Genomic DNA, 26,271 nt, shown 5'->3' on the forward strand with positions numbered 1-26,271 from the left:
TTCGATTCGGAGATCAAAAACCAGGATCCCAATCTACCTCAATGACGCCAGTAGAGAGATCGACTTTCCTGATAACCTGTTCATCAAGAAACGGAATTAACCGCTCCTGAACACCGAATGCATCTTTCAGGTTTGCCTTAACAACGAGAACGTCGTTCGAGCCGGTTTCCATCATATCGATGACTTTACCCATCTCGTAGCCTTCGAGGTTAACCACCTGGCAGCCCATAAGGTCTTTCCAGTAGTAATCGCCCTCTTCCAGCGATGGCAACTGCGTCGAGTCAACCTGAATTTCGCAATTGGTTAACTGCGCTGCCGCATCCCGATCGTCAATGCCTTTGACTTTGATGATCAGGTCCTGATTGTGGTGCTTCCAACTTTCCAGTTCGACCTGCTGCCATTTGCCGGCGCGCTGGATGAACCAGGGTTGGTAGTCGAAGATGCTTTCAGCGTCTTCAGTGGAGGAAAACACTTTGAGCCAGCCGCGAATACCGTAGGCGGCTCCCATCTTGCCCAATACGATTGGGTTAACAGGAGGCTGTGCGGCAAGTTGTCTGCTCATGCTCACCACCGTGACAGATTAAGCTGCTTTCTTTGCTTCTTTGACCAGCGCGTTAACGCGATCAGAAAGCGTTGCGCCCTGGCCAACCCAGTGCTCGATACGATCCATATCAAGACGCAGTGCTTCAGCCTGACCAGATGCGATCGGGTTGAAGAAACCAACGCGCTCGATGAAACGACCGTTGCGTGCATTGCGGCTGTCAGTGACGACGACCTGATAGAACGGACGCTTTTTAGCGCCGTGACGTGCCAAACGAATTGTTACCATAACATCCTCTTCAGTTAATAAAACACCCGGTCCCCCATCGAGGAACGGGTCCGGGTGCTATATAAAAAGCCCGAAAATTTTACTCATTTTGGCGCAAAAAGCAACCTAAACCGCGTCCTTCCAGGCTTTTTTGTGGAACACTTAGCGACCAGGGAAACCTGGCGGCATCATACCTTTCATGCCGCGCATCATTTTCGCCATACCGCCCTTCTTCATTTTCTTCATCATGCGCTGCATGTCGTCGAACTGCTTCAATAAGCGGTTAACGTCCTGTACCTGCATGCCCGAGCCGTTCGCGATGCGACGCTTGCGTGAGCCTTTGATGATTTCTGGCTTCTCACGCTCTTTGCGGGTCATTGAGTTAATGATCGCCTCCATGCGCACCAGCACTTTGTCATCCATCTGCGACTTCACATTGTCAGGCAACTGTCCCATGCCAGGCAGTTTACCCATCAGGCTGGCCATGCCGCCCATATTACGCATCTGCTTCAGCTGCTCAAGGAAGTCATTGAGATCAAACCCGTCACCGGTCTTGAGCTTTTTCGCCAGCTTCTCGGCCTGATCACGGTCGACTTTGCTTTCGATATCTTCGATCAGGGAGAGGACATCGCCCATGCCGAGGATACGTGACGCAATACGGTCCGGATAGAATGGCTCAAGCGCATCGGTCTTCTCACCGACACCCATGAATTTAATCGGTTTGCCAGTAATGTGGCGAATCGACAGCGCCGCACCACCGCGCGCATCACCATCGACTTTGGTCAGGATAACCCCGGTCAGCGGCAGCGCTTCATTAAAGGCTTTCGCGGTGTTCGCCGCATCCTGACCGGTCATGGCATCGACCACAAACAGGGTTTCTACCGGTTTAACCGCGGCATGCACCTGTTTGATCTCTTCCATCATCGCTTCGTCGACGTGCAGGCGACCCGCGGTATCCACAAGCAGAACATCGTAGAACTTCAGACGCGCTTCGCGCAGCGCATTGTTAACGATGTCGACCGGTTTCTGATTCAGATCAGAGGGGCAGAAATCCACGCCGACCTGCTGAGCCAGGGTTTCCAGCTGTTTGATCGCCGCCGGGCGATAGACGTCGGCAGAAACCACCAGCACTTTCTTTTTATGCTTTTCACGCAGGAATTTACCCAGCTTACCGACGCTGGTGGTTTTACCGGCACCCTGAAGGCCCGCCATCAGCACGACCGCAGGCGGCTGAGCGGCCAGATCCAGCGCGTTGTTTTCCGCACCCATTGCCGCAACCAGCTCGTTACGAACGATCTTGATAAACTCCTGACCCGGCGTCAGGCTTTTGTTCACATCATGGCCGACCGCGCTCTCTTTCACACGGTTGATGAAGTCACGTACCACCGGCAGCGCAACGTCGGCCTCAAGCAATGCCATGCGCACTTCGCGCAGGGTCTCTTTAATGTTCTCTTCAGTCAGCCTTCCGCGGCCACTGATGTTTCGCAGGGTTTGCGACAAACGATCGGTTAAATTATCAAACATGGTCTCTCACTTAAAAAAGATCGCGAGGCGCCTGATCGGCAGAATGCGGCGGATTATAACACGAAGCCCCGGCGATCTCTGCAATTGCCCCTCAGATCGTTTGGAGCCTGCTCCGGCTGGCGCTATACTGCCTTTTTCCTTATCTGACTGAACCTGAAAGGATCTATGTTCGTTTTCGCGATAGTGGCGCTGTTCGCCTACTCCTTAAGCCTTGCCCTGATCATTCCCAGCCTGCTAAAGCGTCATGGTGGCTGGCGGCGAATGGCGATGATCTCTGCCTGTGTGGCGCTGGTGACACACGCGGTAGCCCTGCAGCAACGCATTTTCGCCATTGATAGCGGACAGAACTTAAGCCTGCTCAATATTGGCTCGCTGGTCAGCCTGCTGATCTGCGCCATCATGACCATTGTGGCATCACGTAATCGTGGCTGGCTGCTGCTGCCAATCGTCTACAGCTTCGCGCTGATCAACCTCGCCTTCGCCACCTTTGTTCCTAACGCGTTCATCACGCATCTTGAAACCACGCCGGGTATGATGATCCATATTGGCCTGTCGCTGTTCGCCTATGCGACGCTGATTATCGCCGCGCTCTATGCGCTGCAGCTGGCGTGGATCGATTACCAGCTGAAAAACAAGCGCCTGGCCTTTACGCAGGATATGCCGCCGCTGTTGACCATCGAGCGTAAGATGTTTCACATCACTCAGGTGGGCGTCGTGCTGCTGACGCTGGTGCTCTGTACCGGCCTGTTCTATATGCAGGATCTCTTCAGTGCTGAAAACGTCGATAAAGCCGTCCTCTCGATTATCGCGTGGTTTGTTTATATCGTTTTGCTGTGGGGGCACTATCATGAAGGGTGGCGTGGTCGCCGCGTCGTCTGGTTTAACTGCAGCGGAGCGGTGCTGTTAACCATGGCCTACTTCGGCAGTCGCATTCTGCAGCATCTGCTTGTCCCTGTCTCTCGTTAAAAAGGAAGTTCTGCGTTGGAACATGTTTCAACCACCACGCTGATTATCATTCTCTGCGTCATGGTACTGGTTTCTGCCTGGTTTGCCGGGTCGGAAACCGGGATGATGACCCTTAATCGCTATAAGCTGCGTCATCAGGTCAAGAACGGCAGTCGCGCCGCACGCCGGGTAGAGAAACTCCTGCGTCGTCCTGATCGGCTGCTGAGCCTGGTTCTGATTGGCAATAACCTCGTTAATATCCTGGCCTCTGCGCTGGCCACCATCGTTGGCATGCGCCTGCACGGCGATGAAGGGGTGGCGATCGCCACCGGCATACTGACCTTTGTGGTGCTGGTCTTTGCTGAGGTACTGCCAAAAACGGTGGCCGCCCTCTATCCTGAGCGGGTTGCCTTTCCCAGCAGTCTGCTGCTGGTGCCGATGCAATACATCATGCTGCCGCTGGTCTGGCTGCTCAACTCGATTACCCGTCTGCTGATGAGAATGGTGGGTATCCGCACCGAGGGTGCCATCAGCTCGGCGCTGAGCAAGGAGGAGCTGCGCACCATCGTCTATGAGTCGCGGAGTCTGATGTCACGCCGTAACCAGGATATGCTGCTATCGGTGCTCGACCTGGAGAAGGTCAGCGTGGATGACGTCATGGTGCCGCGTAACGAGATTGTCGGCATCAACATCAACGATGACTGGAAATCCGTGGTGCGTCAGCTGAGCCATTCACCGCATGGCCGCATTGTGCTGTTTCGTGACTCGCTGGATGACTGCGTCGGTATGCTGCGGGTACGCGAAGCCTGGCGCATGATGACTGAGAAAAAAGAGTTCACCAAAGAGACCCTGCTGCGCGCCGCCGATGAAACTTACTACATCCCGGAAGGCACGCCACTGAACACCCAGCTGGTAAAATTCCAGCGCAACAAAAAGAAAGCAGGTCTGGTGGTAGATGAGTATGGCGACATCAAGGGGCTGGTGACCATCGAAGATATTCTGGAAGAGATTGTGGGTGACTTCACCACTTCAATGTCACCGTCACTGGCCGAAGAAGTGATGCCGCAGAATGATGGGTCCGTCCTGATTGAAGGCAGTGCAAACGTACGTGAAATTAACAAAGCCTTTAACTGGCATCTGCCGGAGCAGGAAGCGCGCACCATTAATGGCATGCTGCTGGAAGCGCTGGAGGAGATCCCGGCTATCGCCACCCGGGTGCAGATCGGCCATTACAACGTCGACATTCTCGACGTGCAGGACAACATGATTAAGCAGGTGCGTATCACACCGAAGACACCGCTGAAAAAATCTGTCGGTTCCTGAAGCCAAAAAAAACGCCGCAATCGTCATGATGCGGCGTTTTTTTCAGGAAGCGCGGACTAGATCTGCAGGGCTTTCAGTTTCTCGGCAGGCAGTTTCAGATCGTCATTACGGTTAACGCCAATCTCATGCGCCAGCACATTGCGGGCGATTTGCTGCGCTTCATCCAGTGAATGCAGCTTGTAGCTGCCACACTGATATTCATTCAGTTCCGGGATCTGGTTCTGATCTTTCACTTTCAGGACGTCTTCCATCGCCCCTTTCCACGCTTTTGCTACGCGCTGCTCGTCAGGTGTGCCAATCAGGCTCATGTAAAAGCCGGTGCGGCAACCCATTGGCGAGATATCGACGATCTCCACGCCATCACCGTTCAGGTGATCGCGCATGAAGCCGGCAAAGAGATGCTCCAGCGTATGAATGCCACGCTCGGTGAGGATATCAATGTTCGGGCGGCAAAAACGCAGGTCAAAAACGGTAATCGTATCGCCATGCGGAGTCTTCATGGTTTTGGCAACGCGTACGGCCGGTGCGCCCATGATGGTGTGATCAACGGTAAAACTGTCCAGTAGTGGCATACGTCACCTCCTGTTCTGAGAATTTTTTTTAAAACGATGAAACTTTTCTGTTCGCCCAACGTCTGAATATATGAAAGACGCGCATTTGTTATCATCATCCCTGACAACAGAGATGTTAATTTGGCCACATTGATGTGGCCTTTTTCTTTTCTACCCTTCCCGGCTCGCCAGATACGCTTCAAAATCCAGCTTATCACTCGCTTCCAGCTGCTGCTGTGCCGCGACCGATTCCTGCGCCTGGCGCGAGAAATCGTCTTCTGTCAGGACTTCCAGCGGCTCTTCGCAGAGCAGATGCGCATACTGTTCTGCCAGCGCTACGCCAGTGCCGGTCACGCCGTTGTCCTTCATTGCCTGAAGGATGCGCGCCGAGTAGGTTAGCTCAGGATCGTCAAACGATGCTACCAGTTGATCGCAGACCTGCTGATATTCCGTGCTATCTTCATTGTTACTGTCTAAGACTTCAGCAACCCGACGCAGATCGGCAAACAGGGTTTTACCCACTTCGACCAGCGAATGTTCCGCTTCGCCACAGCCCACGGCAATCTTCTGCCCCGGTTTACGCCCTTCCAGTACCACCCGGTTCCAGTTTTTACGGGTGCATTGCAGCTCATCCGCACTCATTTCCGGCGCGTCGGCCAGCGTACACCAGATCAGGAACAGGTCGAGGAAGCGAACCTGATTCTCGTCAACCCCGATAGCAGAGAACGGGTTGATATCCAGCGAACGCACTTCGATATATTCAATACCGCCACGCAGCAGCGCATCAGACGGTGCTTCACCCGAGCGCGTCACACGCTTTGGCCGGATCGGTGCATAGAGTTCGTTTTCAATCTGTAGCACGTTGGTATTCAGCTGCAGCCAGTTTCCATCTGCATCTTTTGTCCCCATCGCCGCATACTCTTCGGAAGGCGTCCTGATCGCTTTCTTCAGCGCAGTGACGTAGCCTTCCAGCGAATTAAAGGTGATACCGAGTGCGCTTTGCGATTTATTGGTGTAGCCCAGATCGCTCAGACGCAGTGAGGTGGCGTACGGCAGCCACATCGTATCTTTGTCATTAGTTTCAAACGGCAGTGCGCTCTCACGGCCCTGAAGGAAGCTGGAGCTGATAGCCGGTGAAGCGCCAAACAGATACGGGATCACCCAGCCGAAGCGATAATAGTTGCGGATCAGGCGCAGATAGCCTGCCGAGATTGTCTCTTTTCCACTTTCCTGATCTTTCACATCAGCCCACTCCTGCCAGAACGAGAGCGGCAGCGAGAAGTTATAGTGAATGCCGGAGATGGTCTGCATCAGCGCGCCGTAGCGGTTTTTCAGCCCTTCGCGATAGAGCGTTTTCATCTGCCCGATATTGGAGGAGCCATACTGTGCCAGTTCGATGTTATCGGCATCATCGATCACACACGGCATACTGAATGGCCACATGCGCTCCTCGCCCAGTTCGCGGGCGACGTGACGATGGATATCTCGCAGGAATGCCAGCATGTGATCAATGCTGTGATCGACTGGCGTGATAAATTCCAGCAACGTTTCGGCGAAATCGGTGGTGATCCAGTCATGTTTCAGCGCCGATCCCAGAGAGTCCGGATGGCCACTTTTTGCCAGTTCGCCATTTGCCTGCACACGCAGCGTTTCACGCTCGATGCCACGGCCAATACCTTTAAGTGCATTGGGATGCGCCTCCAGCCAGGAGAGCGCTTTAGATACGTCCGGGATCACATTACCCCCCCGCTGTGATAATAATTTATTTTTGTTCAGCATAATGTTAACCGTAGCCTCGAATCTGTGCGAATCAATGCCACCATTCCAGCCCCTGTAATGTGGCAGTCGCGATAACGATATAACGCAGTGTCTTGCCGACAGCGAGAAACAGCATCGCGGGCAGCCAGGCGAAACGTAACCACCCGGCGAGCACACAGAGCAGATCCCCTATCACCGGCAGCCAGCTGAATAACAGGGCTGCGGGTCCCAGTCGGTACAACCACGTCATTGCTGTGTCATGCCATCGCCCCTGACGTTTTAACGGCAGTAAGCGACCAATAATAATGTTGGTTAAGCCGCCCAGGGTGTTTCCCAGTGATGCGGCCAAAAGCAACCCGAAAACTGATGTCTTTTTTGCTATCAGAAATGCAATCAGTAGTGCTTCTGAACTTCCTGGCAGGAGCGTCGCACTTAAAAAGCTACTGCCGAACATCGAGGCAAGGGTGAAGACGTCACTCACAGTAAACGGACATCCACCACGGCCATGCCTGCTGCTTTTGCTGCCTGAATACCAAAATCGGCATCCTCAAACACCACGCAGCGTGCCGGTGCCACGCCCAGTAATTCGGCGCAGCGTAAAAACGTTTGTGGCTCGGGTTTGTGATGTTCCACGTCGTCAGCACCGACCACGGCCGAAAACAGCGCACGTACGCCCAGTTGCGTCAGTAACGCCTCTGCCATGCTATGTTCGCTTCCGGTGCCTACCGCCATCGGACGACGCCCCTGATACGCTTTTGCTACCTCCAGCAGAGGCAGCGGTGTCACGTTTTCCAGCAGCATCGCTTTCACGGCCGCTGTTTTTTCTGCGGCGAGAAGATGGGGATCGAGTGACGACTGATTGGATTCAATGACGAACTGCGCAAGTCGCCACGCGGGCGCGCCATTGAATTCGATGATACGTGCTTCATCCAGCGTCAATCCATAACGCGCCAGTACCTGACGCCACGCTTTTCGATGTGTCGGCTCGGTATCCAGAAGGGTGCCGTCCATATCGAAAATCAGGGCGTCATATTGATCGTACATTGTCACTCCGGACGTTCACCAAATGAGACATTACTTTAGCCTAATGTGGACAGGTTGTCGCCAGGGTGGATGAACAGCAAATGCTTTGAAAGCATTAACAATTTTTCTTTTCAGATAAAGGTGATCGCCCACGCCCAGCTATAACAGTACGAATTTTCAGCATTTTTTAGCAATCTTTCAGCGCCGGGCAGCAGAAGACGGGCAGGAAGGCAAAACCGGGTATGTAATTGCAGCAGGCAGGTGTCATAGCCCGCTTAAGTCAGCGTGATGAATTAATGGTGACAATCGGGGATAAATGCCCTGCTGGCAAAGCCAGTGGGAAGCTGAGGGAGATCTCATTCAGGTTATCTCTGTGGCGCTGGCGGCGCGTAAGATTGCGGCTGGAAAAACGAAGAGAATGGGTCCAGTCGGATCGTGTCATGGCACTGAGGTGCTGAATGAACAGGGTGCATCCTGGAAGATAACTCAGCCTGCGCTTCGCCATGCGGGCCGTTGCTAAAGCAACGTTATCCGCCTTAGTGCAGTCTGAACGCAGATTACGCCATGACTTACTGAGGGGGCTTTAGCTTGGGAGAATATGGTGCATCCAGGAGGATGACTCAGCCTGCGCTTCGCCCTGCGGGCCGTTGCTAAAGCAACGTTATCCTCCTTAGTGCAGTCTGAACGCAGATTACGCCATGACTTGCTGAGGGGGCTTTAGCTCGGGAGAATATGGTGCATCCAGGAGGATGACTCAGCCTGCGCTTCGCCCTGCGGGCCGTTGCTAAAGCAACGTTATCCTCCTTAGTGCAGTCTGAACGCAGATTACGCCATGACTTACTGAGGGGGGCTTTAGCTCGGGAGAATATGGTGCATCCAGGAGGATTCGAACCTCCGACCGCTCGGTTCGTAGCCGAGTACTCTATCCAGCTGAGCTATGGATGCATTGAGGGGTACAACTTTTTATGGACTGAAGATCAGTCTCAGGATAATGCGAAGAAGGGTGTAGCCAGAAGAATGGCTTGGTTCGCGCTTTGGGCCGTTGCTAAAGCAACGTTATCCTGCTTAGTGTGACCTGTGACCTGAACGTTATTGACGTCATGAAACACTGAGGCACAAACCACATTGGAGAATATGGTGCATCCAGGAGGATTCGAACCTCCGACCGCTCGGTTCGTAGCCGAGTACTCTATCCAGCTGAGCTATGGATGCATTGAGGGGTATAACTTTTTATGGACTGACAGAAACCAACCTGAGGATGTTACGAAGAATGGTGCATCCAGGAGGATTCGAACCTCCGACCGCTCGGTTCGTAGCCGAGTACTCTATCCAGCTGAGCTATGGATGCATAAATCAAATTCTTGTACAACGCAGGGTGCTGACTACTCACCATGAAGGAATTGCTAATTCGCTTTATTTCTTTTCGATGGTGCATCCAGGAGGATTCGAACCTCCGACCGCTCGGTTCGTAGCCGAGTACTCTATCCAGCTGAGCTATGGATGCATCGAAAATGGCGGTGAGGGAGGGATTCGAACCCTCGATACAGCTTTTGACCGTATACTCCCTTAGCAGGGGAGCGCCTTCAGCCTCTCGGCCACCTCACCTTACGCTTTCTTTCGAACCGTGCTTCTGAACTTGTTTCTGCTCATCGGCACTGCGTGGCGCACATATTACTTTCCCGGACTTTTAAGTCAAACAATTTTTCCAAAACTTTTTTCGATTGCACAAATCGCACGCAATTGGGACAAAATGACGGCAAAAAGGGTGAATTATCAACAATGAAAGAAGCGTGTATCAGTAAAAGTGCGAAGCAGGAAGGCAAAGAAAAGAGAGGTTTTTTGCAGAAAGCGGTAGCGCCTCGCAGGAATGCGAGACGCTGAATCCGTTAAACGCTGGTTTGTTGCGTTTTTTCAGCCTGGATGCGCTGATAGATCTCTTCACGATGTACAGAGACCTCTTTCGGGGCGTTAACCCCTATACGAACCTGATTACCCTTCACACCCAGTACCGTTACAGTTACCTCATCACCGATCATGAGGGTTTCACCAACTCGACGAGTTAGAATAAGCATTCTTTGCTCCTTGAAAGATTAAAAGAGTCGGGCTTGTACAGGCTCCCGGCATTATCCATCATTTAACGCTGCACATTGGCTCTGAGAATGACACCAATGCGCATCGATACGCCAATACATTCTGCTGATAGTTAGTTTAGCCGAAATACACTACATCAACCTGACTTTGTCATTTGCTGCTCTGGCACTGTATTAAAAAGCGCCGGAACCAGAGTTCTGACGCTTCAGACAATGCATTATTCTATTTCATTACAGGCGACTGTTAACCCAGCTCTCTACCCCTGCCAGAGCACCTTTAAGCGCCTCAGCATCGTTACCGCCCGCTTGTGCCATATCGGGACGACCACCGCCCTTCCCGCCAACCTGCTGTGCCAGACCGGCAATCAGCTCGCCTGCCTTAATGCGGTCAGTCAGGTCTTTGGTCACACCCGCAATCAGCGACACTTTACCGTCTGCGACGGTTGCCAGCACGATAATTGCAGACCCCAGCTGATTTTTAAGATCATCAACCATGGTACGCAACATTTTGGGCTCGACATTGCTAAGCTCGCTCACCAGCAGTTTCGCGCCTTTAATATTGACAGCATTACTGCTCAGTGAAGCACTCTCCTGCGCAGCCTGCTGATCGCGTAATTGCTGCAACTCTTTCTCCAGTACGCGAACATGGTCAACCAGGCCACGTACCTTCTCGTTAAGGTTGCTGCTGTTCGCTTTGACCAGTTGCGCGAGATCGTGCAGCTGGCTGCTTTGCGCATTAAACTGCGCCAGCGCAGCTTCACCGGTAATGGCTTCAATACGCCGGATACCGGCTGCTGTACCTGACTCAGCCTGAATGCGAAACAGACCAATATCACCGGTCCGTGCAGTGTGAGTTCCGCCGCACAGCTCAACAGAGAAATCGCCCATGGTCAGAACGCGTACGCGCTGATCATATTTCTCGCCAAACAGTGCCATCGCACCTTTAGACTTCGCCGCGTCGAGATCCATTACTTCCGTTTCCACCGGCAGGTTGCGGCGGATCTGTGCATTGACGATATCTTCGACCTGACGAATTTCCTGAGGTTTCATCGCTTCGAAATGCGAGAAGTCGAAACGCAGATATTTGTCGTTAACCAGCGAGCCTTTCTGAGCCACATGCTCGCCCAGAACCTGACGCAATGCGGCATGTAATAAGTGGGTCGCAGAGTGGTTAAGGCGGATACGCGCACGACGTGCTGCATCGACCTGCGCCTCAAGGCGGTCACCAATACGTAACTGCCCTGCGGTCAGCTTACCGACATGACCGATTGCCTGGCCATATTTTTGTGTGTCCTGGACGCTAAATTCAGCATTCTTCCCTTTCAGCAGACCGGTATCGCCAACCTGACCACCCGACTCGCCATAGAATGGCGTTTCATCCAGCACGATGACGGCATCCTGACCGGCGGTCACTTCATCCACCGCCTCGCCAGCAACATAAAGTGCTTTGACTGTGGCCGCCAGATTGAGCTGGTCATAGCCTTTGAACGAGGAAGCGGCATCAATGCGAATCACATTGCTGTAGTCCGCACCGAAGCCGCTCGCGTCACGCGCACGCTGACGCTGCTGTTCCATCGCCTGCTCAAAGCCGGCTTCATCAATTTTCAGATTACGTTCGCGGCAGACATCTGCCGTTAAATCAGCCGGGAAACCAAAGGTATCGTAAAGACGGAAGACGATTTCGCCGTCCAGGGTATCGCCCTGCAGTTTTTCCAGCTCGTCATCCAGCAGCGCCAGGCCACGTTCCAGCGTACGGGCAAACTGATCTTCTTCGCTTTTCAGCACCTGCTCGACCTGAGCCTGCTGACGCTGTAACTCTTTCCCTGCCGCGCCCATGACTTCAATCAGTGGCGCAACCAGCTTGTAGAAGAACGCCTCTTTAGCACCCAGCATGTTGCCATGACGTACGGCACGGCGAATGATGCGACGCAGCACATAGCCGCGGTTTTCGTTCGACGGGATCACGCCATCTGCAATCAGGAATGCGCAGGAGCGAATATGATCAGCAATCACGCGCAGTGATTTATTGCTGAGATCGGTTGCACCAGTTACGTTCGCAACGGCCTGAATCAGTTTCTGGAACAGGTCGATTTCATAATTTGAGTTGACGTGTTGCAGAACGGCCGAGATACGCTCAAGACCCATTCCGGTATCAACCGACGGTTTTGGCAGCGGCAGCATGGTGCCATCGGCCTGACGGTTGAACTGCATGAAGACGATGTTCCAGATTTCGATATAGCGATCGCCATCTTCTTCCGGGCTGCCTGGCGGGCCACCCCAGATGTGATCGCCATGATCATAGAAAATCTCGCTGCAGGGCCCACAAGGACCGGTGTCGCCCATCTGCCAGAAGTTATCGGACGCGTAGGCGCTGCCTTTGTTATCGCCAATGCGAATGATGCGTTCACGCGGCACACCGATTTCATTTGCCCAGATATCGAAGGCTTCATCATCGGTTTCATAAACGGTCACCCACAGGCGCTCTTTTGGCAGGCTGAACCACTGTTCGCTCGTCAGCAGTTCCCAGGCAAAACCAATCGCCTCTCTCTTGAAGTAATCACCAAAGCTGAAGTTACCCAGCATTTCGAAGAAGGTGTGGTGACGAGCGGTGTAACCGACGTTTTCAAGATCGTTGTGTTTACCCCCTGCGCGAACGCAGCGTTGCGAGGTGGTCGCACGGGTGTAGTCACGTTTGTCCTGACCGAGGAACACATCTTTAAACTGGTTCATCCCGGCGTTAGTAAACAACAACGTTGGATCGTTATTCGGTACGAGGGAGCTGCTGGTTACAACCTCATGTCCCTTGCTATGAAAAAAGTCGAGAAACGCCTGACGGATCTCAGCAGTGCTCTTGCTCATATATGTCCTGGAATCACGCTAACGAACGTCCCCTCTGATCGGCGCAGCCACTTTTTTGTGGTGCCTGACCAGAGGAACAAAAAGTGGGAATAAGATAAAATTTCTTCAGTGGGAAGTAAAATTACATCGGCTTTTAGTCATCAAAATTTCTGAAAACAGACTGGATATCTTCGCTCTTAAAGCCTTTGGATTGCAGATAACGCAGCACTTTCGCTTTCTCTTTCCACTCGGCAGGCAGCGGATGGCCAAATTTTCTCTCCGCCATCTGTGCCGCTCTCGCCGCCCAGTCTACTTCCGTTTCCTCCATCGCAATGTCGATAGCCTCACGGTCGATGCCTTTTTGAGCCAGCTCAAGACGCACGCGCTGCGATCCCAGACCTTTGCGGCTTCGGCTCTGAATAAAGCGTTCGGTAAAACGCTCGTCGTTCAGCCAGCCACTTTCCTGACACCAGTCCAGCACCTGCTCCAGCAGCTCTTCCGGGATGATTTCGGGCTCTTTTTTCTGCGCCCACGCGGCACGCTGAGCAGACTGCTGCAGCTTACGCGCCAGTTCGGCACGGCTATGATCGCGCTGACCCAGAATACGCATCGCACGGTCAAGCAGGCGTGAGTAAGAGACAACGTTAGGTTGAGCCTTAGGCTGTGAGGATTCAGTCATACTGCGCACCTTGTACAAACAGAGAGGGGATTATGGCGACAGAACGGGACAGAGGAAAGGCGGGAAAGGAAACTGAGGGGGCAAAAACAGCGGGAGAGGCTTTCGCCCCTCCCGCATCGTGATTAGAAGTCTTCGTTCGCTTCGCTTTCGGCGTTTTCGTTGTCAGCGGATTTGTCCGCTGCCACACTTTCTTCCGCGCCGTTGAGCAGCATCTCACGCAGCTTCATATCAATCTCGTTTGCCACGGCAGGATTCTCTTTCAGGAAGTTGCCCGCATTCGATTTACCCTGACCAATTTTATCGCCGTTATAGCTGTACCACGCACCGGCTTTTTCGATCAGCTTGTGCTTGACGCCCAGGTCAACCAGCTCGCCGTAGGTGTTGATCCCTTCGCCATACATGATCTGGAACTCAGCCTGTTTGAATGGCGCAGCAATTTTGTTTTTCACGACTTTCACGCGGGTTTCACTGCCGACCACGTTGTCGCCCTCTTTAATCGCGCCGATACGGCGGATATCAAGACGGACAGAGGCGTAGAACTTCAGTGCGTTACCGCCGGTCGTGGTTTCCGGGTTACCGAACATCACACCAATTTTCATACGGATCTGGTTGATGAAAATCAGCAGGGTGTTTGACTGTTTCAGGTTACCTGCCAGTTTACGCATCGCCTGGCTCATCATACGTGCCGCGAGGCCCATGTGTGAGTCACCGATTTCACCTTCGATTTCCGCTTTCGGCGTCAGCGCAGCAACGGAGTCGACGATGATGACGTCAACAGCACCGGAACGTGCCAGCGCATCACAGATTTCCAGCGCCTGCTCACCGGTATCGGGCTGTGAGCAGAGCAGGTTTTCAATATCCACGCCCAGCTTCTTAGCGTAGACCGGATCCAGCGCATGTTCCGCATCGATAAAGGCACAGGTTTTGCCCTTACGCTGTGCAGCTGCAATAACCTGCAGGGTCAGCGTGGTTTTACCGGAAGACTCAGGTCCGTAGATCTCAACGATACGTCCCATCGGCAAACCGCCTGCACCTAACGCGATGTCCAGCGACAGCGAACCGGTCGAGATCGTTTCCACATCCATTGAGCGGTCTTCACCCAAGCGCATGATGGAACCTTTACCAAATTGTTTCTCAATCTGGCCCAGCGCGGCAGCTAAAGCCTTCTGTTTGTTTTCATCAATCGCCATTTCAACTCCTAATCAAGCCGGGTAAACACGCACTCAGGGTGCCTGCACTCTTTCTGTTGCCGGTAATTATACTGTATAGTCATACAGTATCAAGTTTAATTTGTCAGAAATTCGCCATAGAGTGTCTGCAGGGCCCATGCCACCGACTGGCGGCGGACGGCATCGCGATCGCCGCTAAAATGCCGCTGAAAAGTCAATACGTTATCCTGTGGTCCGGCAAAGCCAAACCACACCGTACCAACCGGCTTTTCTGCGGTGCCGCCATCCGGACCGGCAATGCCGCTGACCGAGATAGCATAGTCGGCCCGGGCGGCCTCGCGTGCTCCCAGCGCCATCTCGCGCACCACCACTTCACTGACCGCGCCAGCCTGTTCCAGCGACGCCGCCTGAACGTTTACCAGCTGCTGTTTCGCCTCATTACTGTAGGTCACAAACCCGCGTTCGAACCAGGCGGAACTGCCACTGATATCGGTAAACACCTTGGCAATCCACCCGCCCGTGCAGGACTCTGCACAGGTGACAGTGGCATTGCGCTGCTTCAGCTGCTCCCCTATCCGGGCGCTGAGCGCCTGCAATTGCTGATCGTCCATTGCCTCTCTCCATTTTGCTGTGGGTTGAAGGTGGTGCAGAAAGCGCACTTTTTCAAGGTTATTCGCCACGATTGCGCTAATTTTGCGGCAGACTTTCCACCATATTTACCGTTTTTTCACGGCAATCATAAAAAGACGCGGAAAGGCGAGCAGAACCTGCCCATCCGCCTGAGCAGGATAGGCGGTGACGAGGCGCTGATGATAGTCGGCCAGAAAGTCACTCTTTCCGGTTTCATCCAGGGCTGCCAGAAACGGCCTGAGACCGGTTGCCCGCAGCCAGCTGATGATTGCCTGCGCATCGGCCATGACGTGATAATAAGTCGTACGCCAGATATCGACCTCACAACCCGCCTGCGTCAGCAAATCGTAATAGTCTCCGGTGGAAAGCAGCTGCGTGCGTTCAGCCGTCTCTGCGTTGATCTGTAATCGCCAGCGCGCTGAGGCCGCCACCTCGCGCATCAGCCGATGCGACGGCTCCTGCAGATTATCCGGCATCTGTACGGCCAGCACGCCACTGGGCGCCAGCTGAGCGACCAGATGAGGAAACAGCGTGGTGTGATTATCCAGCCATTGCAGCGAAGCGTTGGCGTAAACCACCTGCTGCGGGGCGTCCGCTTGCCAGCTGCGGATATCAGCCTGAACAAAGCGACATTGCGGCAGGCGCTCTCTGGCCTGCGTCAGCATCGTTGCTGAATTGTCGAGCCCGGTGACCTGTGCCAGTGGCCAGGCGTCAGTGAGCAGCTCCGTGCTGTTACCCGGCCCGCATCCCAGATCGGTCACCTGCTCAACCTGCTCCATCGCGATACGCGCCAGTAGCTCACGGGCCGGACGGGTTCGTTCCGCTTCAAATTTACGATACAGCACGGGATCCCACTCTTTCATCATGACCTCTCGCCAGGTTATCAGAGACCTCTGTTTAGTCAGACGAATGAAAAACGAAAAAGTGCAGACTTTATCGAATAGCGTGGTGTAACGGCACGGGACAGAGAGATGGGTGTCGCGCGGTGCGCGGGCTTTTAGCGGAGCGGGATAGCAGATGTTAAAACGGTACGAAAAACAGCGGGCGCTTCCCTGCGCCCCCGATCTCAGTTCTTTTTCACAAACTCAGACTTCAGCTTCATCGGGCCAAAACCGTCGATTTTACAATCGATGTTGTGATCGCCTTCGACCAGACGAATACTTTTCACTTTAGTGCCAATCTTCAGCGAAGAGGAGCTGCCCTTTACCTTGAGATCTTTAATCACCGTCACGCTGTCGCCGTCTGCCAGCAGGTTGCCGTTGGCATCACGCACGTCCAGAGCGGCGTTGCTGCTCTCGCCCTCTCCCTCGGTCCAGATATGGCCGCAGGAGGGGCAGTTAAGGTTATCGCCATCTTGCCAGGTGTAATCGGCGTGACAGGCTGGGCAGGCAGGTAAAGACATAACGACTCCGGAAATATCAGCGGCGCGGTGGCCTGAAAAAGGGCGTCATCATATAACCTTACAGTTAATAAGGACAGCCTTTATAACAGACTGCCCTGCCGTGCCTTGCTTACCGCCTCGCCCAGCTGCCATACCGCCATCGCATAATGGGTGCTGTGGTTGTAGCGGGTGATCACGTAAAAGTTGGGTAAGCCGTACCAGTACTGATAGCTGGTGCCCAGATCGAGGCGCAGCAGGCTGACCTGATCGTTTCCATCCAGGGAACCCTGCGGCGCCAGACCGGAGGCCGACAACATGCTCACGCTGTAACGGGTTTTGAAGCCGTCTTCCAGCATTGGCGCCTGGCCGCTGGCCGGAACCGCCACATTTTCGCCGCTGCGCCAGCCATGCTTCTGGAAGTAATGTGCCACGCTGCCGATGGCGTCCACCGGATCCCACAGGTTGGCATGACCGTCGCCGTTGAAATCAACCGCATAGTCATTGTAAGAGGAAGGCATAAACTGACCGTAGCCCATCGCCCCGGCGAACGAGCCTTTCAGCGCCAGCGGATCATCCTGCTCTTTACGCGACATCAGCAGGAAGGTCTCCAGCTCGCTGCTGAAGTAGGCGGCGCGGCGCGGGTAGTTAAACGACAGGGTCGCCAGCGCATCCAGAATGCGGGTTTTGCCCATCACGCGACCCCAGCGGGTTTCCACGCCGATAATACCGACAATGATTTCCGGCGGCACGCCGTAGACCTGCTGCGCACGCTGCAGCGCATCCTGATACTGATTCCAGAACGCTACACCGTTCTGCACGTTGTCCGGCGTAATAAACTTGTTGCGATAGCGGATCCAGGCGCCGTTAGGGCCTGGCGCAGGCGTGTAGCTTGGTGCCTGACGATCCATCAGCCGCAGCACGTAATCCAGGCGTTTTGCCTGCCCGATGATGTTGTGCAGCTGCTGACGATCAAAGTCATGCTTCTCCACCATCTTATCGATGAACTGTTCGGCTGCCGGATTACCGGCAAAGTCACCAAACATCGCCTGTCCGCTGTGCGCTGGCTGCAGTAAAAAACCGCCCTGTGGTGCAGGCAGCATCTTCTGCTGTGAAGGAACGTCAGGTTTGCTGCTGCAGGACGCCAGAAGCGGAATAAATGCAAGAAGGGCTAACTTGAAACGCATCGGTTATCCATAAACGAGGGGTGAATTCAGATGCGCTAATAGTAGACGTTCAGGACCATGACATACAGGTCAGAATCTTAAAAAAACGTCAATGAGGCGGCCGGTTGCGATGGCCGTGGGGTACGATTTTTCCCGCGGCCATGCTGCGTTCAGCGGCGATTTCGCACCAGCTGATAGCGGCGGGTCAGATACTCAACCGGCGCGCTCCAGATGTGCACCAGGCGGCAGAACGGAAAGAGCAGGAACAGCGTCATTCCCAGTACCATGTGGAGGCGATAGATCAGCGCCACCCCGTCCAGATGCTGCGAGGCGCCAGCGTGGAACGTCACCACCGCCTGTGCCCAGCCCACCAGCTTCATCATTTCACTGCCGTCCGGATGCTGAGCGGAAAAAGGAATGGTCAGCAGACCCAGCGTGGCCTGTACCACCAGCAGCGTGATGATCAGAATGTCACCGACACTGCTGGTGGCGCGCACCCGGGGATGAGTCAGCCGGCGCTTCAGCAGCAGCGCCCCGCCCGCCAGCGTCATGGCACCGAACAGTCCCCCGGCGATCATGGCCAGCTTCTGCTTCACGTCCATTGGCAGAAAGGATTCATACATCCAGTGCGGCGTCAGCATCCCGACAACGTGACCAAAGAAAATACCGATGATGCCGATGTGGAACAGATTAGAGGCCAGGCGCATCCCTTTCTTATCCAGCATCTGGCTGGAACCGGCGCGCCAGCTGTACTGCCCGTAGTCATAGCGCAGCCAGCTTCCGATCAGGAAAACTGTTCCGGCGAGATAGGGGTAAATATCAAAGAAAAAGGTGTTGATAAAATTCATGCTGATTCTCCAGTGATACGCGCTGTAGCCGTGGCGATATCCAGATACTGCGGCGTAACTGCATCGGCAAAGCGACGCTGATGCATCGCCTGCTGCGCCGGGACACAGCCCTGCTCGCCGAGAAATTTAATCTGCTCCTCTTCCCAGACGGCATCCAGCGCCGCCGGGGTATCGTCGCGCGCCTCCTGTGCCACCTGCGGTTTCAGTACCGCAGCGTCAACCGCGCTGCCGGCGAGCGCCAGCAACACCGTAAAGAGGCCGGCGTAGGGACTCTGCCGCGCCTCCAGGCGGGCGGCCAGCAGCGCCAGGATCGGCACGATGTCATCCAGCCCCTGACGGGCGGCCTCGTCGCTTTTACAGGCGAGATACTCAAGGTAGAGCGGCAGGTAGTCGGGCAGCTCTTTGCTGTCCAGTTCCAGACCGTCGGCGCGATACTGTTCCAGCAGATCAACCATCGCCTGACCGCGATCGCGTGACTCCCCGTGCACATGTTCAAACAGCAGCAGCGAAGTGGCGCGGCCGCGATCGAACAGTTCGCCATAGTCCGCCTGCACGTCGAGCAGAGGCCGGGCGCAGAGCTGCTGAATAAACCCCCTCAGCCGTGCGCGCTGAGGCCCACTGAGCTCACCGGCGCTATTCAGCGCCTCCGTCAGGTCGCGGGCATGGGTGAAGAGCGCCTCGTCCGGGTAGTCGAGCAGGCGCGAAACAATACGCAGTGTGATCATGAGGCATCCTCCGGGCGCGTCGTTTTCTTACTGATATCGATGGCATCAATACGGCGGCTGTTAAACAGATTGAATTTCGTGTCGCTGCCGCGACAGCCATCACCAAAGCTAAAGCCGCAGCCCTTGCTTTCCGGAAAGGCTTCACCCGCCAGTTCGCGATGGCTGGAAGGCACCACGAAGCGGTCCTCATAGTTTGCGATCGCCAGATAGCGGTACATCTCCTGCGCCTGCGCTTCGGTCAGGCCGACCTGCTCCAGCGCCCGGATATCCCGCTCGCCGTCCACGCTCTCTGCGCGCTTGTAGTGACGCATCGCCAGCATCCGCTTCAGCGCCATCAGCACCGGCGCAGTGTCACCGGCCGTCAGCAGGTTCGCCAGATACTCAACCGGAATGCGCAGGCTCTCCACATCCGGCAGTACGCCACTATGCGCCAGTGCGCCGCCATCTGCCGCTGACTGAATCGGGGACAACGGCGGCACATACCAGACCATCGGCAGCGTACGGTATTCAGGATGAAGCGGCAGCGCGAGCTTCCACTCCATCGCCATTTTGTAGACCGGCGAGCGCTGCGCCGCAGCGATCACGCTTTGCGCGATGCCCTCTTTCAGCGCCTGGGCAACCACCGCCGGATCGTTCGGATCAAGAAAGATATCCAGCTGGCTCTGATAGAGATCCTTTTCGTTCTCCGCTGCTGCTGCGCGTTCGATGCGGTCGGCGTCATAGAGCAGCACACCCAGATAGCGGATCCGGCCAACACAGGTTTCCGAGCAGACGGTGGGCTGACCCGCTTCAATACGTGGATAACAGAAAATACATTTTTCCGATTTGCCGCTTTTCCAGTTGAAGTAGATCTTTTTGTAGGGACAGCCGGTGAGACACATCCGCCAGCCACGACATTTATCCTGGTCGATCAGCACGATGCCATCTTCGCTGCGCTTGTAAATCGCGCCGCTTGGGCAGGTCGCCACGCACGCCGGGTTGAGGCAGTGCTCACACAGGCGCGGCAGGTACATCATGAAGGTGTGCTCAAACTGGCCGTAGATTTCCTTCTGGATGTTGTTGAAGTTCCTGTCCTGAGAACGCCTGGCAAACTCGCCGCCAAGGATCTCTTCCCAGTTCGGACCGTTTTCGATCTTTTTCATCCGCTGACCGGTGATCAGCGAACGCGGACGGGCGATCGGCTGCTGTTTACCGGCGGGTGCCGTATGCAGATGCTGGTAGTCAAAATCGAACGGTTCGTAGTAGTCATCCAGCGCAGGCACATCGGGGTTAGCGAAGATCTTCGACAGCAGGCGGACGCGGCTGCCCATGCGCGGTTCCAGCCTGCCGTTGATCTTACGGATCCAGCCGCCCTTCCACTTCTGCTGATCTTCCCAGGCGTGCGGATAGCCGACGCCGGGCTTGCTTTCGACGTTGTTAAACCAGGCATACTCCATGCCTTCGCGGCTGGTCCAGACGTTTTTACAGGTCACCGAGCAGGTATGGCAGCCGATACATTTGTCGAGGTTCAGCACCATGCCAACCTGTGAACGAATTTTCATGGTTTTACCTCCTGCTGGCTGCCCTGGCAGGCATCGTTGCCCTCGCCATCTAACCAGTTAACGTTGTTCATTTTGCGGACCACCACGAACTCATCGCGGTTAGAGCCGACGGTGCCGTAGTAGTTAAAGCCCCAGGAGAGCTGCGCATAGCCGCCAATCATGTGTGTTGGTTTGGGGCAGGTGCGCGTGACCGAGTTATGGATACCGCCACGCTGGCGGGTGATCTCAGAACCCGGGATATTCACGATGCGCTCCTGCGCGTGGTACATCATGGTCATTCCGGCCGGAATACGCTGGCTCACTACCGCCCGTGCAGTCAGCGCGCCGTTAGCGTTGAATGCCTCGATCCAGTCGTTGTCCATAATGCCCAGCTCACGGGCGTCATCTTCACTCATCCAGACGATCGGTCCGCCACGCGACAGCGTCAGCATCAGCAGATTGTCGCTGTAGGTTGAGTGAATGCCCCACTTCTGGTGTGGCGTCAGGAAGTTCAGCGCTTTCTCCGGGTTACCGTTGGGCTTGCTGTTCAGCAGCGGCTTTGCCGCGCGGGTATCGACAGGCGGACGATAGACCATCAGACTCTCGCCAAAGGCGCGCATCCACTCATGATCCTGATAAAGCTGCTGACGACCGCTCAGCGTACGCCACGGGATCAGCTCATGGACGTTGGTGTAACAGGCGTTGTAGGAGACATGCTCATCCTCCAGCCCTGACCAGGTCGGGCTGGAGATGATTTTGCGCGGCTGCGCCTGAATGTCGCGGAAGCGGATCTTCTCATCTTCTTTGTTCAGCGCCAGATGGGTGTGATCGCGGCCGGTTATCTCGCCCAGCGCCTGCCAGGCTTTCACCGCCACCTGTCCATTGGTTTCCGGAGCCAGCGTCAGGATCACCTCTGCGGCATCGATTGCCGTGTCGATATTAGGCTGTCCCGCCGCCGGGCCCGCCGCCTTGACATAGTTAAGCTGCCTGAGGAAATCGACCTCTTTACTGGTGTTCCAGCTGATGCCTTTACCGCCATTGCCCTGGGTTTCCAGCAACGGTCCCAGCGAGGTAAAGCGTTCCCAGGTCGCCGGATAGTCGCGCTCCACCACCATGATGTGCGGTGCGGTTTTGCCCGGAATCAGGTCGCATTCGCCCTTTTTCCACTCTTTCGCGTCAAACGGCTGCGCCAGCTCCGCAGGCGAGTCATGCAGCACCGGCAGCGTAACCACATCGGTTTCCACGCCCAGATGGCCGGGGCAGAGATCGGAGAAGGCTCTGGCAATGCCCTTGTAAATCTCCCAGTCACTTTTCGACTCCCACGCCGGATCGACGGCGGCCGACAGCGGATGAATAAACGGATGCATGTCCGACGTATTCATATCGTCCTTTTCATACCAGGTCGCGGTCGGCAGCACGACATCGGAGTAGAGGCAGGTACTCGACATACGGAAGTCGAGCGTGACCACCAGATCGAGTTTGCCTTCGGCCCCCTGATCCCGCCACTCCACCTCTTCCGGCTTCTCGCGGCCCTGCTGGCCTAAGTCTTTACCCTGAATGCCATGTTCGGTGCCCAGCAGATACTTCAGCATGTATTCATGCCCTTTGCCTGACGAGCCAAGCAGGTTGGATCGCCAGACAAACAGGTTGCGCGGAAAGTTCTGCGGATCGTCCGGCTGTTCGGCCGCAAAACGCACGGTGCCCTGCTTCAGGCTCTCCACGGTGTACGCCAGCGGCGACTGTCCGGCCGCTTTCGCCCGCGCCGCAAGGTGCAGCGGGTTGACGTTAAGCTGTGGCGCGGAGGGCAGCCAGCCCATGCGTTCGGAACGAACGTTGAAGTCGATCAGGCTGCCGGTGTAGCGGCGCTTATCCGCCAGCGGTGACAGCAGCTCCTCTGTCGCCAGGGTTTCATAGCGCCACTGGCTGGAGTGGTTATAGAAGAAGGAGGTGCTGTTCATCTGGCGCGGCGGACGCTGCCAGTCGAGGCCAAAGGCCAGCGGCGTCCAGCCGGTCTGCGGACGCAGTTTCTCCTGGCCGACATAGTGCGCCCAGCCACCGCCGCTCTGACCGACACAGCCGCAGAAGATCAGCATGTTCATCAGGCCACGGTAGTTCATGTCCATGTGATACCAGTGGTTCATACCGGCACCGACAATGATCATCGAACGACCGCGGGTCTTTTCGGCGTTTTCGGCGAATTCGCGGGCAATGCGGATAATGTTCTGACGGGAGACGCCGGTGATCTGCTCGGCCCAGGCCGGGGTATAGGCCTTGATCTCATCGTAGCTCTGCGCGCAGCTGGCATCCTCCAGGCCGCGATCCAGGCCGTAGTTCGCCAGCGTCAGGTCGTAGACGCTGGTGACCAGCGCCTCACTGCCATCCGCCAGCTGCAGCCGTTTCACCGGCAGCTTATGCCGCAGAATCTCATCGAGCGCGACGCTGTTGAAATGCTCGCGGGTGATGCCGCCAAAGTAGGGGAAACCGACCTCAACCACCTCGTCGTGGCTGCCGAGCAGGCTGAGCTGCAGCTCCACTTCCTGCTGTGTCAGGCCATCGCGCTGCTCCAGATTCCATTTGCCCTTCTCGCCCCAGCGGAAGCCGATAGCGCCCTGCGGCGCAACCAGTTCACCGGTCGCCTGGTTCAGCGCCACGGTTTTCCATTCCGGGTTATTTTCCTGACCGAGTCCATCCACCAGATCGCTGGCGCGCAGCTGACGGCCTGCGGCATAGTAGCCTCCCTCACGCGGCTCCAGCAGCACCAGCATCGGCATGTCGGTATAGCGGCGCACGTAGTCGCGGAAATAGGTGACTTCACGGTCAAGATGAAACTCTTTCAGCATGACGTGGCCCATTGCCAGCGCCATCGCGCTGTCGGTGCCCTGCTTCGGATTCAGCCACTGGTCGCACAGCTTGGCGACTTCGGCATAGTCCGGCGTGATCGCCACGGTTTTGGTGCCTTTGTAGCGCACCTCCGTAAAGAAGTGCGCATCCGGGGTACGGGTCTGCGGCACGTTTGAACCCCAGGCCATGATATAGGAGGAGTTATACCAGTCGGCCGACTCCGGCACGTCGGTCTGCTCGCCCCAGGTCATGGGTGACGCGGGCGGCAGATCGCAATACCAGTCGTAGAAGCTCAGGCAGGTGCCGCCAATCAGAGAGAGATAGCGCGCGCCCGCGGCGTAAGAGACCATCGACATCGCCGGGATTGGCGAAAAGCCCATGATGCGGTCCGGGCCAAAGGTCTTCGCGGTGCAGATGTTGGCGGCGGCGATCATCTCGTTGACCTCCTGCCAGCTGGAGCGGACAAAGCCTCCGCGTCCCCGCGCCTGTTTGTAGCTGCGGGCTTTCTCCGGGTTGCTGATGATGGACGCCCAGGCGTCAACCGGATCGCGGTGCTGCGCTTTCGCTTCCCGCCATAGCTGGATTAGCGTCTTACGCATCAGCGGATATTTCAGGCGGTTCGCGCTGTAGAGATACCAGGAGTAGCTGGCTCCGCGTGGACAGCCACGGGGTTCATGATTGGGCAGATCGGGCCGGGTGCGCGGATAGTCGGTCTGCTGGGTCTCCCAGGTGACCAGTCCGTTTTTCACATAGATTTTCCAGCTGCATGAGCCGGTGCAGTTCACGCCGTGGGTTGAGCGCACGATTTTATCGTGTTGCCAGCGGCTGCGGTAACCCTCTTCCCAGTCGCGGTTACTGTTGAGCGTCTGCCCGTGCTGGCCGGAAAAGGGCTCGTCCAGCTGTTTAAAATAACGAAATCGATCAAGAAATTTGCTCATCCGGAGTACTCCTGAAGGCCTGGTATGACATTGCTGACTCTGCATCTGTCGCGACACAGAAAGGAAAAATGTTGCCGGTGCGCCACACCGGCGTTGTGGTTATCAGGCGCGTGCTTTTCGCCCGTAAACCAGCCAGGTCACCGCGATACAGCAGAGATAGAAGACCAGGAAGATTTTCATTGCGCCGGCAGGGGAGCCGGTCAGGGCGAGCGACAGGCCAAAAGTCTGCGGGATAAAGAAGCCGCCCAGCGCACCGATCGCGGAGATAAAGCCCAGCGCCGCCGAGGTCTCAGTTGCCGCTTCACGGTGGGCCAGCGCATCATCACCGCCCCGGGCTTTGATGCGTTGCAGCGTCAGTTTGCGGAAGATCACTGCAATCATCTGATAGGTTGATCCGCTGCCCAGGCCGGATGTCAGGAACAGGCCCATGAAAATGGCGAAAAAGGCGATGAACGAGCCTTCGTGTCCGGCGCCCGGCAGCGTCAGGAACAGCAGCGCGGCAAACAGCGCCATCAGCACGTAGTTGATCAGGGTGACGCGTGTGCCGCCGAAACGGTCAGAGATGATGCCGCCTGCGGAACGGGCCAGCGCGCCGATAAACGGCCCGAAAAAGGCGTAATGCATGATCACGACACCCGGGAACTGGGTTTTCGTCAGCATGGCAAAACCGGCCGAGAAACCAATAAACGACCCGAACGTCGCCAGATAGAGCAGCGCCATCACCCACAGGTGCGGCCGTTTCAGGACCGGCAGCTGTTCACGCAACGAAGATTTCGCCGTCGCCAGATCATTCATGCCACACCAGGCTGCGAGTGTGCCGACCGCCAGAAACGGCACCCAGATCCAGGCGGCGTTTTCCAGCCAGATCGTCTCACCGGCGACGGTGGCATGGCCTTTATCCGCAAAGGCAAAAATCGCGCAGGAGATCGCCAGCGGCGCGACGAACTGCATCACGCTGACGCCGAGGTTGCCCAGCCCGCCGTTGATGCCCAGCGCGCCGCCCTGACGGGCTTTGGGGAAGAAGAAACTGATGTTGCCCATGCTGGAGGCGAAGTTCGCGCCACCGAAACCGCACAGCAGCGAGATCATCATAAAGGTCGCGAAGGAGGTCTGACTGTCCTGTACGGCGAAGCCGAGCCACAGACAGGGAACGATCAGGATGCCGGTGCTGAAGGCGGTCCAGCGGCGTCCGCCGAAGATGGGAATGACGAAAGAGTAAGGCACCCGCAGCAGCGCCCCGGAGACGGAAGGCAACGCGGTCAGCAAAAGAGCTGTTCTGTGCTGAAGTTAAAGCCAACTTTATTCAGGTTAACCGCGACGGTGCTGAACAGCATCCATACGCAGAAGCCCAGCAGCAGGCAGAACACAGAAATCCACAGGTTACGGCGGGCGATACGTTTACCACGCGCCTGCCAGAACGCCTCGTTTTCCGGCTGCCAGTCCTGAATTAAGGCGCCGCGCGTCGGGGTTTGCAAAGGGGCAGATTGGGTCATAGATCTCTCATCAGCAGAATAATA

General features: G+C 55.8%; 21 protein-coding genes, 5 tRNA genes and 1 pseudogene. 2 read left to right on the forward strand and 25 right to left on the reverse strand.

Going from position 1 to position 26,271, the window contains the following annotated elements; translation table 11 throughout:
* Positions 1-13: 13 nt before the first annotated feature.
* From rimM to ffh, 3 genes are all read right to left on the reverse strand, one after another.
* On the reverse strand, positions 14-562 hold the full coding sequence (rimM, locus tag ACLHDD_RS11310) for a ribosome maturation factor RimM (RefSeq protein WP_111141451.1): 549 nt from the start codon (positions 560-562) through the stop codon (positions 14-16).
* Between the two features lie 18 nt (positions 563-580).
* A complete protein-coding gene (gene rpsP, locus ACLHDD_RS11315) occupies positions 581-829 on the reverse strand; it encodes a 30S ribosomal protein S16 (RefSeq protein WP_111141450.1) in 249 nt (82 codons plus the stop codon).
* 141 nt (positions 830-970) lie between these two features.
* Positions 971-2,332: a signal recognition particle protein gene (ffh, locus tag ACLHDD_RS11320; RefSeq protein ID WP_313654668.1), complete on the reverse strand. Its 1,362-nt coding sequence runs from the start codon at positions 2,330-2,332 to the stop codon at positions 971-973.
* Positions 2,333-2,497: 165 nt separating this feature from the next.
* Here ffh and ACLHDD_RS11325 point away from each other — a divergent pair, with 165 nt between their 5' ends.
* The gene (locus ACLHDD_RS11325) at positions 2,498-3,298 is read left to right on the forward strand and encodes a cytochrome C assembly family protein (RefSeq protein ID WP_313654669.1); all 801 of its coding nucleotides are present in this window, start codon (positions 2,498-2,500) and stop codon (positions 3,296-3,298) included.
* 15 nt (positions 3,299-3,313) lie between these two features.
* Positions 3,314-4,600, forward strand: coding sequence for an HlyC/CorC family transporter (locus ACLHDD_RS11330; protein ID WP_427104188.1), 1,287 nt, complete (start codon positions 3,314-3,316; stop codon positions 4,598-4,600).
* 56 nt (positions 4,601-4,656) lie between these two features.
* Here ACLHDD_RS11330 and luxS read toward each other — a convergent pair whose 3' ends face one another.
* The 22 genes and pseudogenes from luxS to ACLHDD_RS11440 form a co-directional block, all read right to left on the reverse strand.
* A complete protein-coding gene (gene luxS / locus ACLHDD_RS11335; protein ID WP_128085950.1) occupies positions 4,657-5,172 on the reverse strand; it encodes an S-ribosylhomocysteine lyase in 516 nt (171 codons plus the stop codon).
* A 150-nt stretch (positions 5,173-5,322) separates the two neighbouring features.
* On the reverse strand, positions 5,323-6,930 hold the full coding sequence (gene gshA, locus ACLHDD_RS11340; protein ID WP_427104189.1) for a glutamate--cysteine ligase: 1,608 nt from the start codon (positions 6,928-6,930) through the stop codon (positions 5,323-5,325).
* A 31-nt stretch (positions 6,931-6,961) separates the two neighbouring features.
* Positions 6,962-7,363 (reverse strand): YqaA family protein, encoded by a 402-nt coding sequence (locus ACLHDD_RS11345; protein WP_427105203.1) that lies wholly within the window; start codon positions 7,361-7,363, stop codon positions 6,962-6,964.
* A gap of 23 nt (positions 7,364-7,386) precedes the next feature.
* Positions 7,387-7,953 (reverse strand): fructose-1-phosphate/6-phosphogluconate phosphatase, encoded by a 567-nt coding sequence (gene yqaB, locus ACLHDD_RS11350; protein WP_427104190.1) that lies wholly within the window; start codon positions 7,951-7,953, stop codon positions 7,387-7,389.
* Between the two features lie 847 nt (positions 7,954-8,800).
* A tRNA-Arg gene (locus tag ACLHDD_RS11355) sits at positions 8,801-8,877 on the reverse strand.
* A 190-nt stretch (positions 8,878-9,067) separates the two neighbouring features.
* Positions 9,068-9,144 (reverse strand) — tRNA-Arg (locus ACLHDD_RS11360).
* A gap of 59 nt (positions 9,145-9,203) precedes the next feature.
* A tRNA-Arg gene (locus ACLHDD_RS11365) sits at positions 9,204-9,280 on the reverse strand.
* Positions 9,281-9,359: 79 nt separating this feature from the next.
* Positions 9,360-9,436 (reverse strand) — tRNA-Arg (locus tag ACLHDD_RS11370).
* Between the two features lie 8 nt (positions 9,437-9,444).
* Positions 9,445-9,537: transfer RNA gene (locus tag ACLHDD_RS11375), tRNA-Ser, on the reverse strand.
* Between the two features lie 281 nt (positions 9,538-9,818).
* Positions 9,819-10,004 (reverse strand): carbon storage regulator CsrA, encoded by a 186-nt coding sequence (gene csrA / locus ACLHDD_RS11380; RefSeq protein WP_008927091.1) that lies wholly within the window; start codon positions 10,002-10,004, stop codon positions 9,819-9,821.
* A 249-nt stretch (positions 10,005-10,253) separates the two neighbouring features.
* The gene (alaS, locus tag ACLHDD_RS11385) at positions 10,254-12,881 is read right to left on the reverse strand and encodes an alanine--tRNA ligase (protein ID WP_427104191.1); all 2,628 of its coding nucleotides are present in this window, start codon (positions 12,879-12,881) and stop codon (positions 10,254-10,256) included.
* Positions 12,882-13,014: 133 nt separating this feature from the next.
* Positions 13,015-13,539 carry a regulatory protein RecX gene (locus ACLHDD_RS11390; protein ID WP_427104192.1) on the reverse strand — a complete coding sequence of 175 codons (525 nt, stop codon included), beginning with the start codon at positions 13,537-13,539 and terminating at the stop codon, positions 13,015-13,017.
* A gap of 122 nt (positions 13,540-13,661) precedes the next feature.
* Complete coding sequence (recA, locus tag ACLHDD_RS11395) at positions 13,662-14,729, reverse strand: recombinase RecA (RefSeq protein WP_427104193.1); 1,068 nt, start codon at positions 14,727-14,729, stop codon at positions 13,662-13,664.
* A gap of 95 nt (positions 14,730-14,824) precedes the next feature.
* Positions 14,825-15,319 carry a nicotinamide-nucleotide amidase gene (gene pncC / locus ACLHDD_RS11400; RefSeq protein WP_427104194.1) on the reverse strand — a complete coding sequence of 165 codons (495 nt, stop codon included), beginning with the start codon at positions 15,317-15,319 and terminating at the stop codon, positions 14,825-14,827.
* A 105-nt stretch (positions 15,320-15,424) separates the two neighbouring features.
* Positions 15,425-16,201: a trans-aconitate 2-methyltransferase gene (tam, locus tag ACLHDD_RS11405; RefSeq protein WP_427105204.1), complete on the reverse strand. Its 777-nt coding sequence runs from the start codon at positions 16,199-16,201 to the stop codon at positions 15,425-15,427.
* A gap of 203 nt (positions 16,202-16,404) precedes the next feature.
* A complete protein-coding gene (locus ACLHDD_RS11410; protein ID WP_427104195.1) occupies positions 16,405-16,740 on the reverse strand; it encodes a zinc ribbon domain-containing protein YjdM in 336 nt (111 codons plus the stop codon).
* A gap of 80 nt (positions 16,741-16,820) precedes the next feature.
* Complete coding sequence (gene mltB, locus ACLHDD_RS11415) at positions 16,821-17,903, reverse strand: lytic murein transglycosylase B (protein ID WP_427104196.1); 1,083 nt, start codon at positions 17,901-17,903, stop codon at positions 16,821-16,823.
* 149 nt (positions 17,904-18,052) lie between these two features.
* Positions 18,053-18,730 (reverse strand): respiratory nitrate reductase subunit gamma, encoded by a 678-nt coding sequence (narI, locus tag ACLHDD_RS11420; protein WP_427104197.1) that lies wholly within the window; start codon positions 18,728-18,730, stop codon positions 18,053-18,055.
* Positions 18,727-19,455: a nitrate reductase molybdenum cofactor assembly chaperone gene (gene narJ / locus ACLHDD_RS11425; protein WP_427104198.1), complete on the reverse strand. Its 729-nt coding sequence runs from the start codon at positions 19,453-19,455 to the stop codon at positions 18,727-18,729. The genes narI and narJ overlap by 4 nt, the downstream gene beginning before the upstream one ends.
* On the reverse strand, positions 19,452-20,996 hold the full coding sequence (gene narH / locus ACLHDD_RS11430; protein WP_427104199.1) for a nitrate reductase subunit beta: 1,545 nt from the start codon (positions 20,994-20,996) through the stop codon (positions 19,452-19,454). Before narH ends, narJ begins: the two co-directional genes overlap by 4 nt.
* A complete protein-coding gene (locus ACLHDD_RS11435; RefSeq protein WP_427104200.1) occupies positions 20,993-24,754 on the reverse strand; it encodes a nitrate reductase subunit alpha in 3,762 nt (1,253 codons plus the stop codon). Before ACLHDD_RS11435 ends, narH begins: the two co-directional genes overlap by 4 nt.
* A gap of 102 nt (positions 24,755-24,856) precedes the next feature.
* Positions 24,857-26,247: pseudogene (locus ACLHDD_RS11440) on the reverse strand (NarK family nitrate/nitrite MFS transporter).
* Between the last annotated feature and the right edge of the window lie 24 nt (positions 26,248-26,271).

It is taken from the genome of Pantoea sp. NSTU24 (assembly GCF_050157905.1).
GTDB lineage: Bacteria > Pseudomonadota > Gammaproteobacteria > Enterobacterales > Enterobacteriaceae > Pantoea.

Excerpts from the sequence above, each read along its gene's own strand:
- rimM (WP_111141451.1), bottom strand. The coding sequence starts at position 562 with ATGAGCAGACAACTTGCCGCACAGCCTCCTGTTAACCCAATCGTATTG.
- rpsP (WP_111141450.1), bottom strand. The coding sequence starts at position 829 with ATGGTAACAATTCGTTTGGCACGTCACGGCGCTAAAAAGCGTCCGTTC.
- ffh (WP_313654668.1), bottom strand. The coding sequence starts at position 2,332 with ATGTTTGATAATTTAACCGATCGTTTGTCGCAAACCCTGCGAAACATC.
- ACLHDD_RS11325 (WP_313654669.1), top strand. The coding sequence starts at position 2,498 with ATGTTCGTTTTCGCGATAGTGGCGCTGTTCGCCTACTCCTTAAGCCTT.
- luxS (WP_128085950.1), bottom strand. The coding sequence starts at position 5,172 with ATGCCACTACTGGACAGTTTTACCGTTGATCACACCATCATGGGCGCA.
- gshA (WP_427104189.1), bottom strand. The coding sequence starts at position 6,930 with ATGCTGAACAAAAATAAATTATTATCACAGCGGGGGGGTAATGTGATC.
- ACLHDD_RS11345 (WP_427105203.1), bottom strand. The coding sequence starts at position 7,363 with ATGTTCGGCAGTAGCTTTTTAAGTGCGACGCTCCTGCCAGGAAGTTCA.
- yqaB (WP_427104190.1), bottom strand. The coding sequence starts at position 7,953 with ATGTACGATCAATATGACGCCCTGATTTTCGATATGGACGGCACCCTT.
- csrA (WP_008927091.1), bottom strand. The coding sequence starts at position 10,004 with ATGCTTATTCTAACTCGTCGAGTTGGTGAAACCCTCATGATCGGTGAT.
- alaS (WP_427104191.1), bottom strand. The coding sequence starts at position 12,881 with ATGAGCAAGAGCACTGCTGAGATCCGTCAGGCGTTTCTCGACTTTTTT.
- ACLHDD_RS11390 (WP_427104192.1), bottom strand. The coding sequence starts at position 13,539 with ATGACTGAATCCTCACAGCCTAAGGCTCAACCTAACGTTGTCTCTTAC.
- recA (WP_427104193.1), bottom strand. The coding sequence starts at position 14,729 with ATGGCGATTGATGAAAACAAACAGAAGGCTTTAGCTGCCGCGCTGGGC.
- pncC (WP_427104194.1), bottom strand. The coding sequence starts at position 15,319 with ATGGACGATCAGCAATTGCAGGCGCTCAGCGCCCGGATAGGGGAGCAG.
- tam (WP_427105204.1), bottom strand. The coding sequence starts at position 16,201 with ATGAAAGAGTGGGATCCCGTGCTGTATCGTAAATTTGAAGCGGAACGA.
- ACLHDD_RS11410 (WP_427104195.1), bottom strand. The coding sequence starts at position 16,740 with ATGTCTTTACCTGCCTGCCCAGCCTGTCACGCCGATTACACCTGGCAA.
- mltB (WP_427104196.1), bottom strand. The coding sequence starts at position 17,903 with ATGCGTTTCAAGTTAGCCCTTCTTGCATTTATTCCGCTTCTGGCGTCC.
- narI (WP_427104197.1), bottom strand. The coding sequence starts at position 18,730 with ATGAATTTTATCAACACCTTTTTCTTTGATATTTACCCCTATCTCGCC.
- narJ (WP_427104198.1), bottom strand. The coding sequence starts at position 19,455 with ATGATCACACTGCGTATTGTTTCGCGCCTGCTCGACTACCCGGACGAG.
- narH (WP_427104199.1), bottom strand. The coding sequence starts at position 20,996 with ATGAAAATTCGTTCACAGGTTGGCATGGTGCTGAACCTCGACAAATGT.
- ACLHDD_RS11435 (WP_427104200.1), bottom strand. The coding sequence starts at position 24,754 with ATGAGCAAATTTCTTGATCGATTTCGTTATTTTAAACAGCTGGACGAG.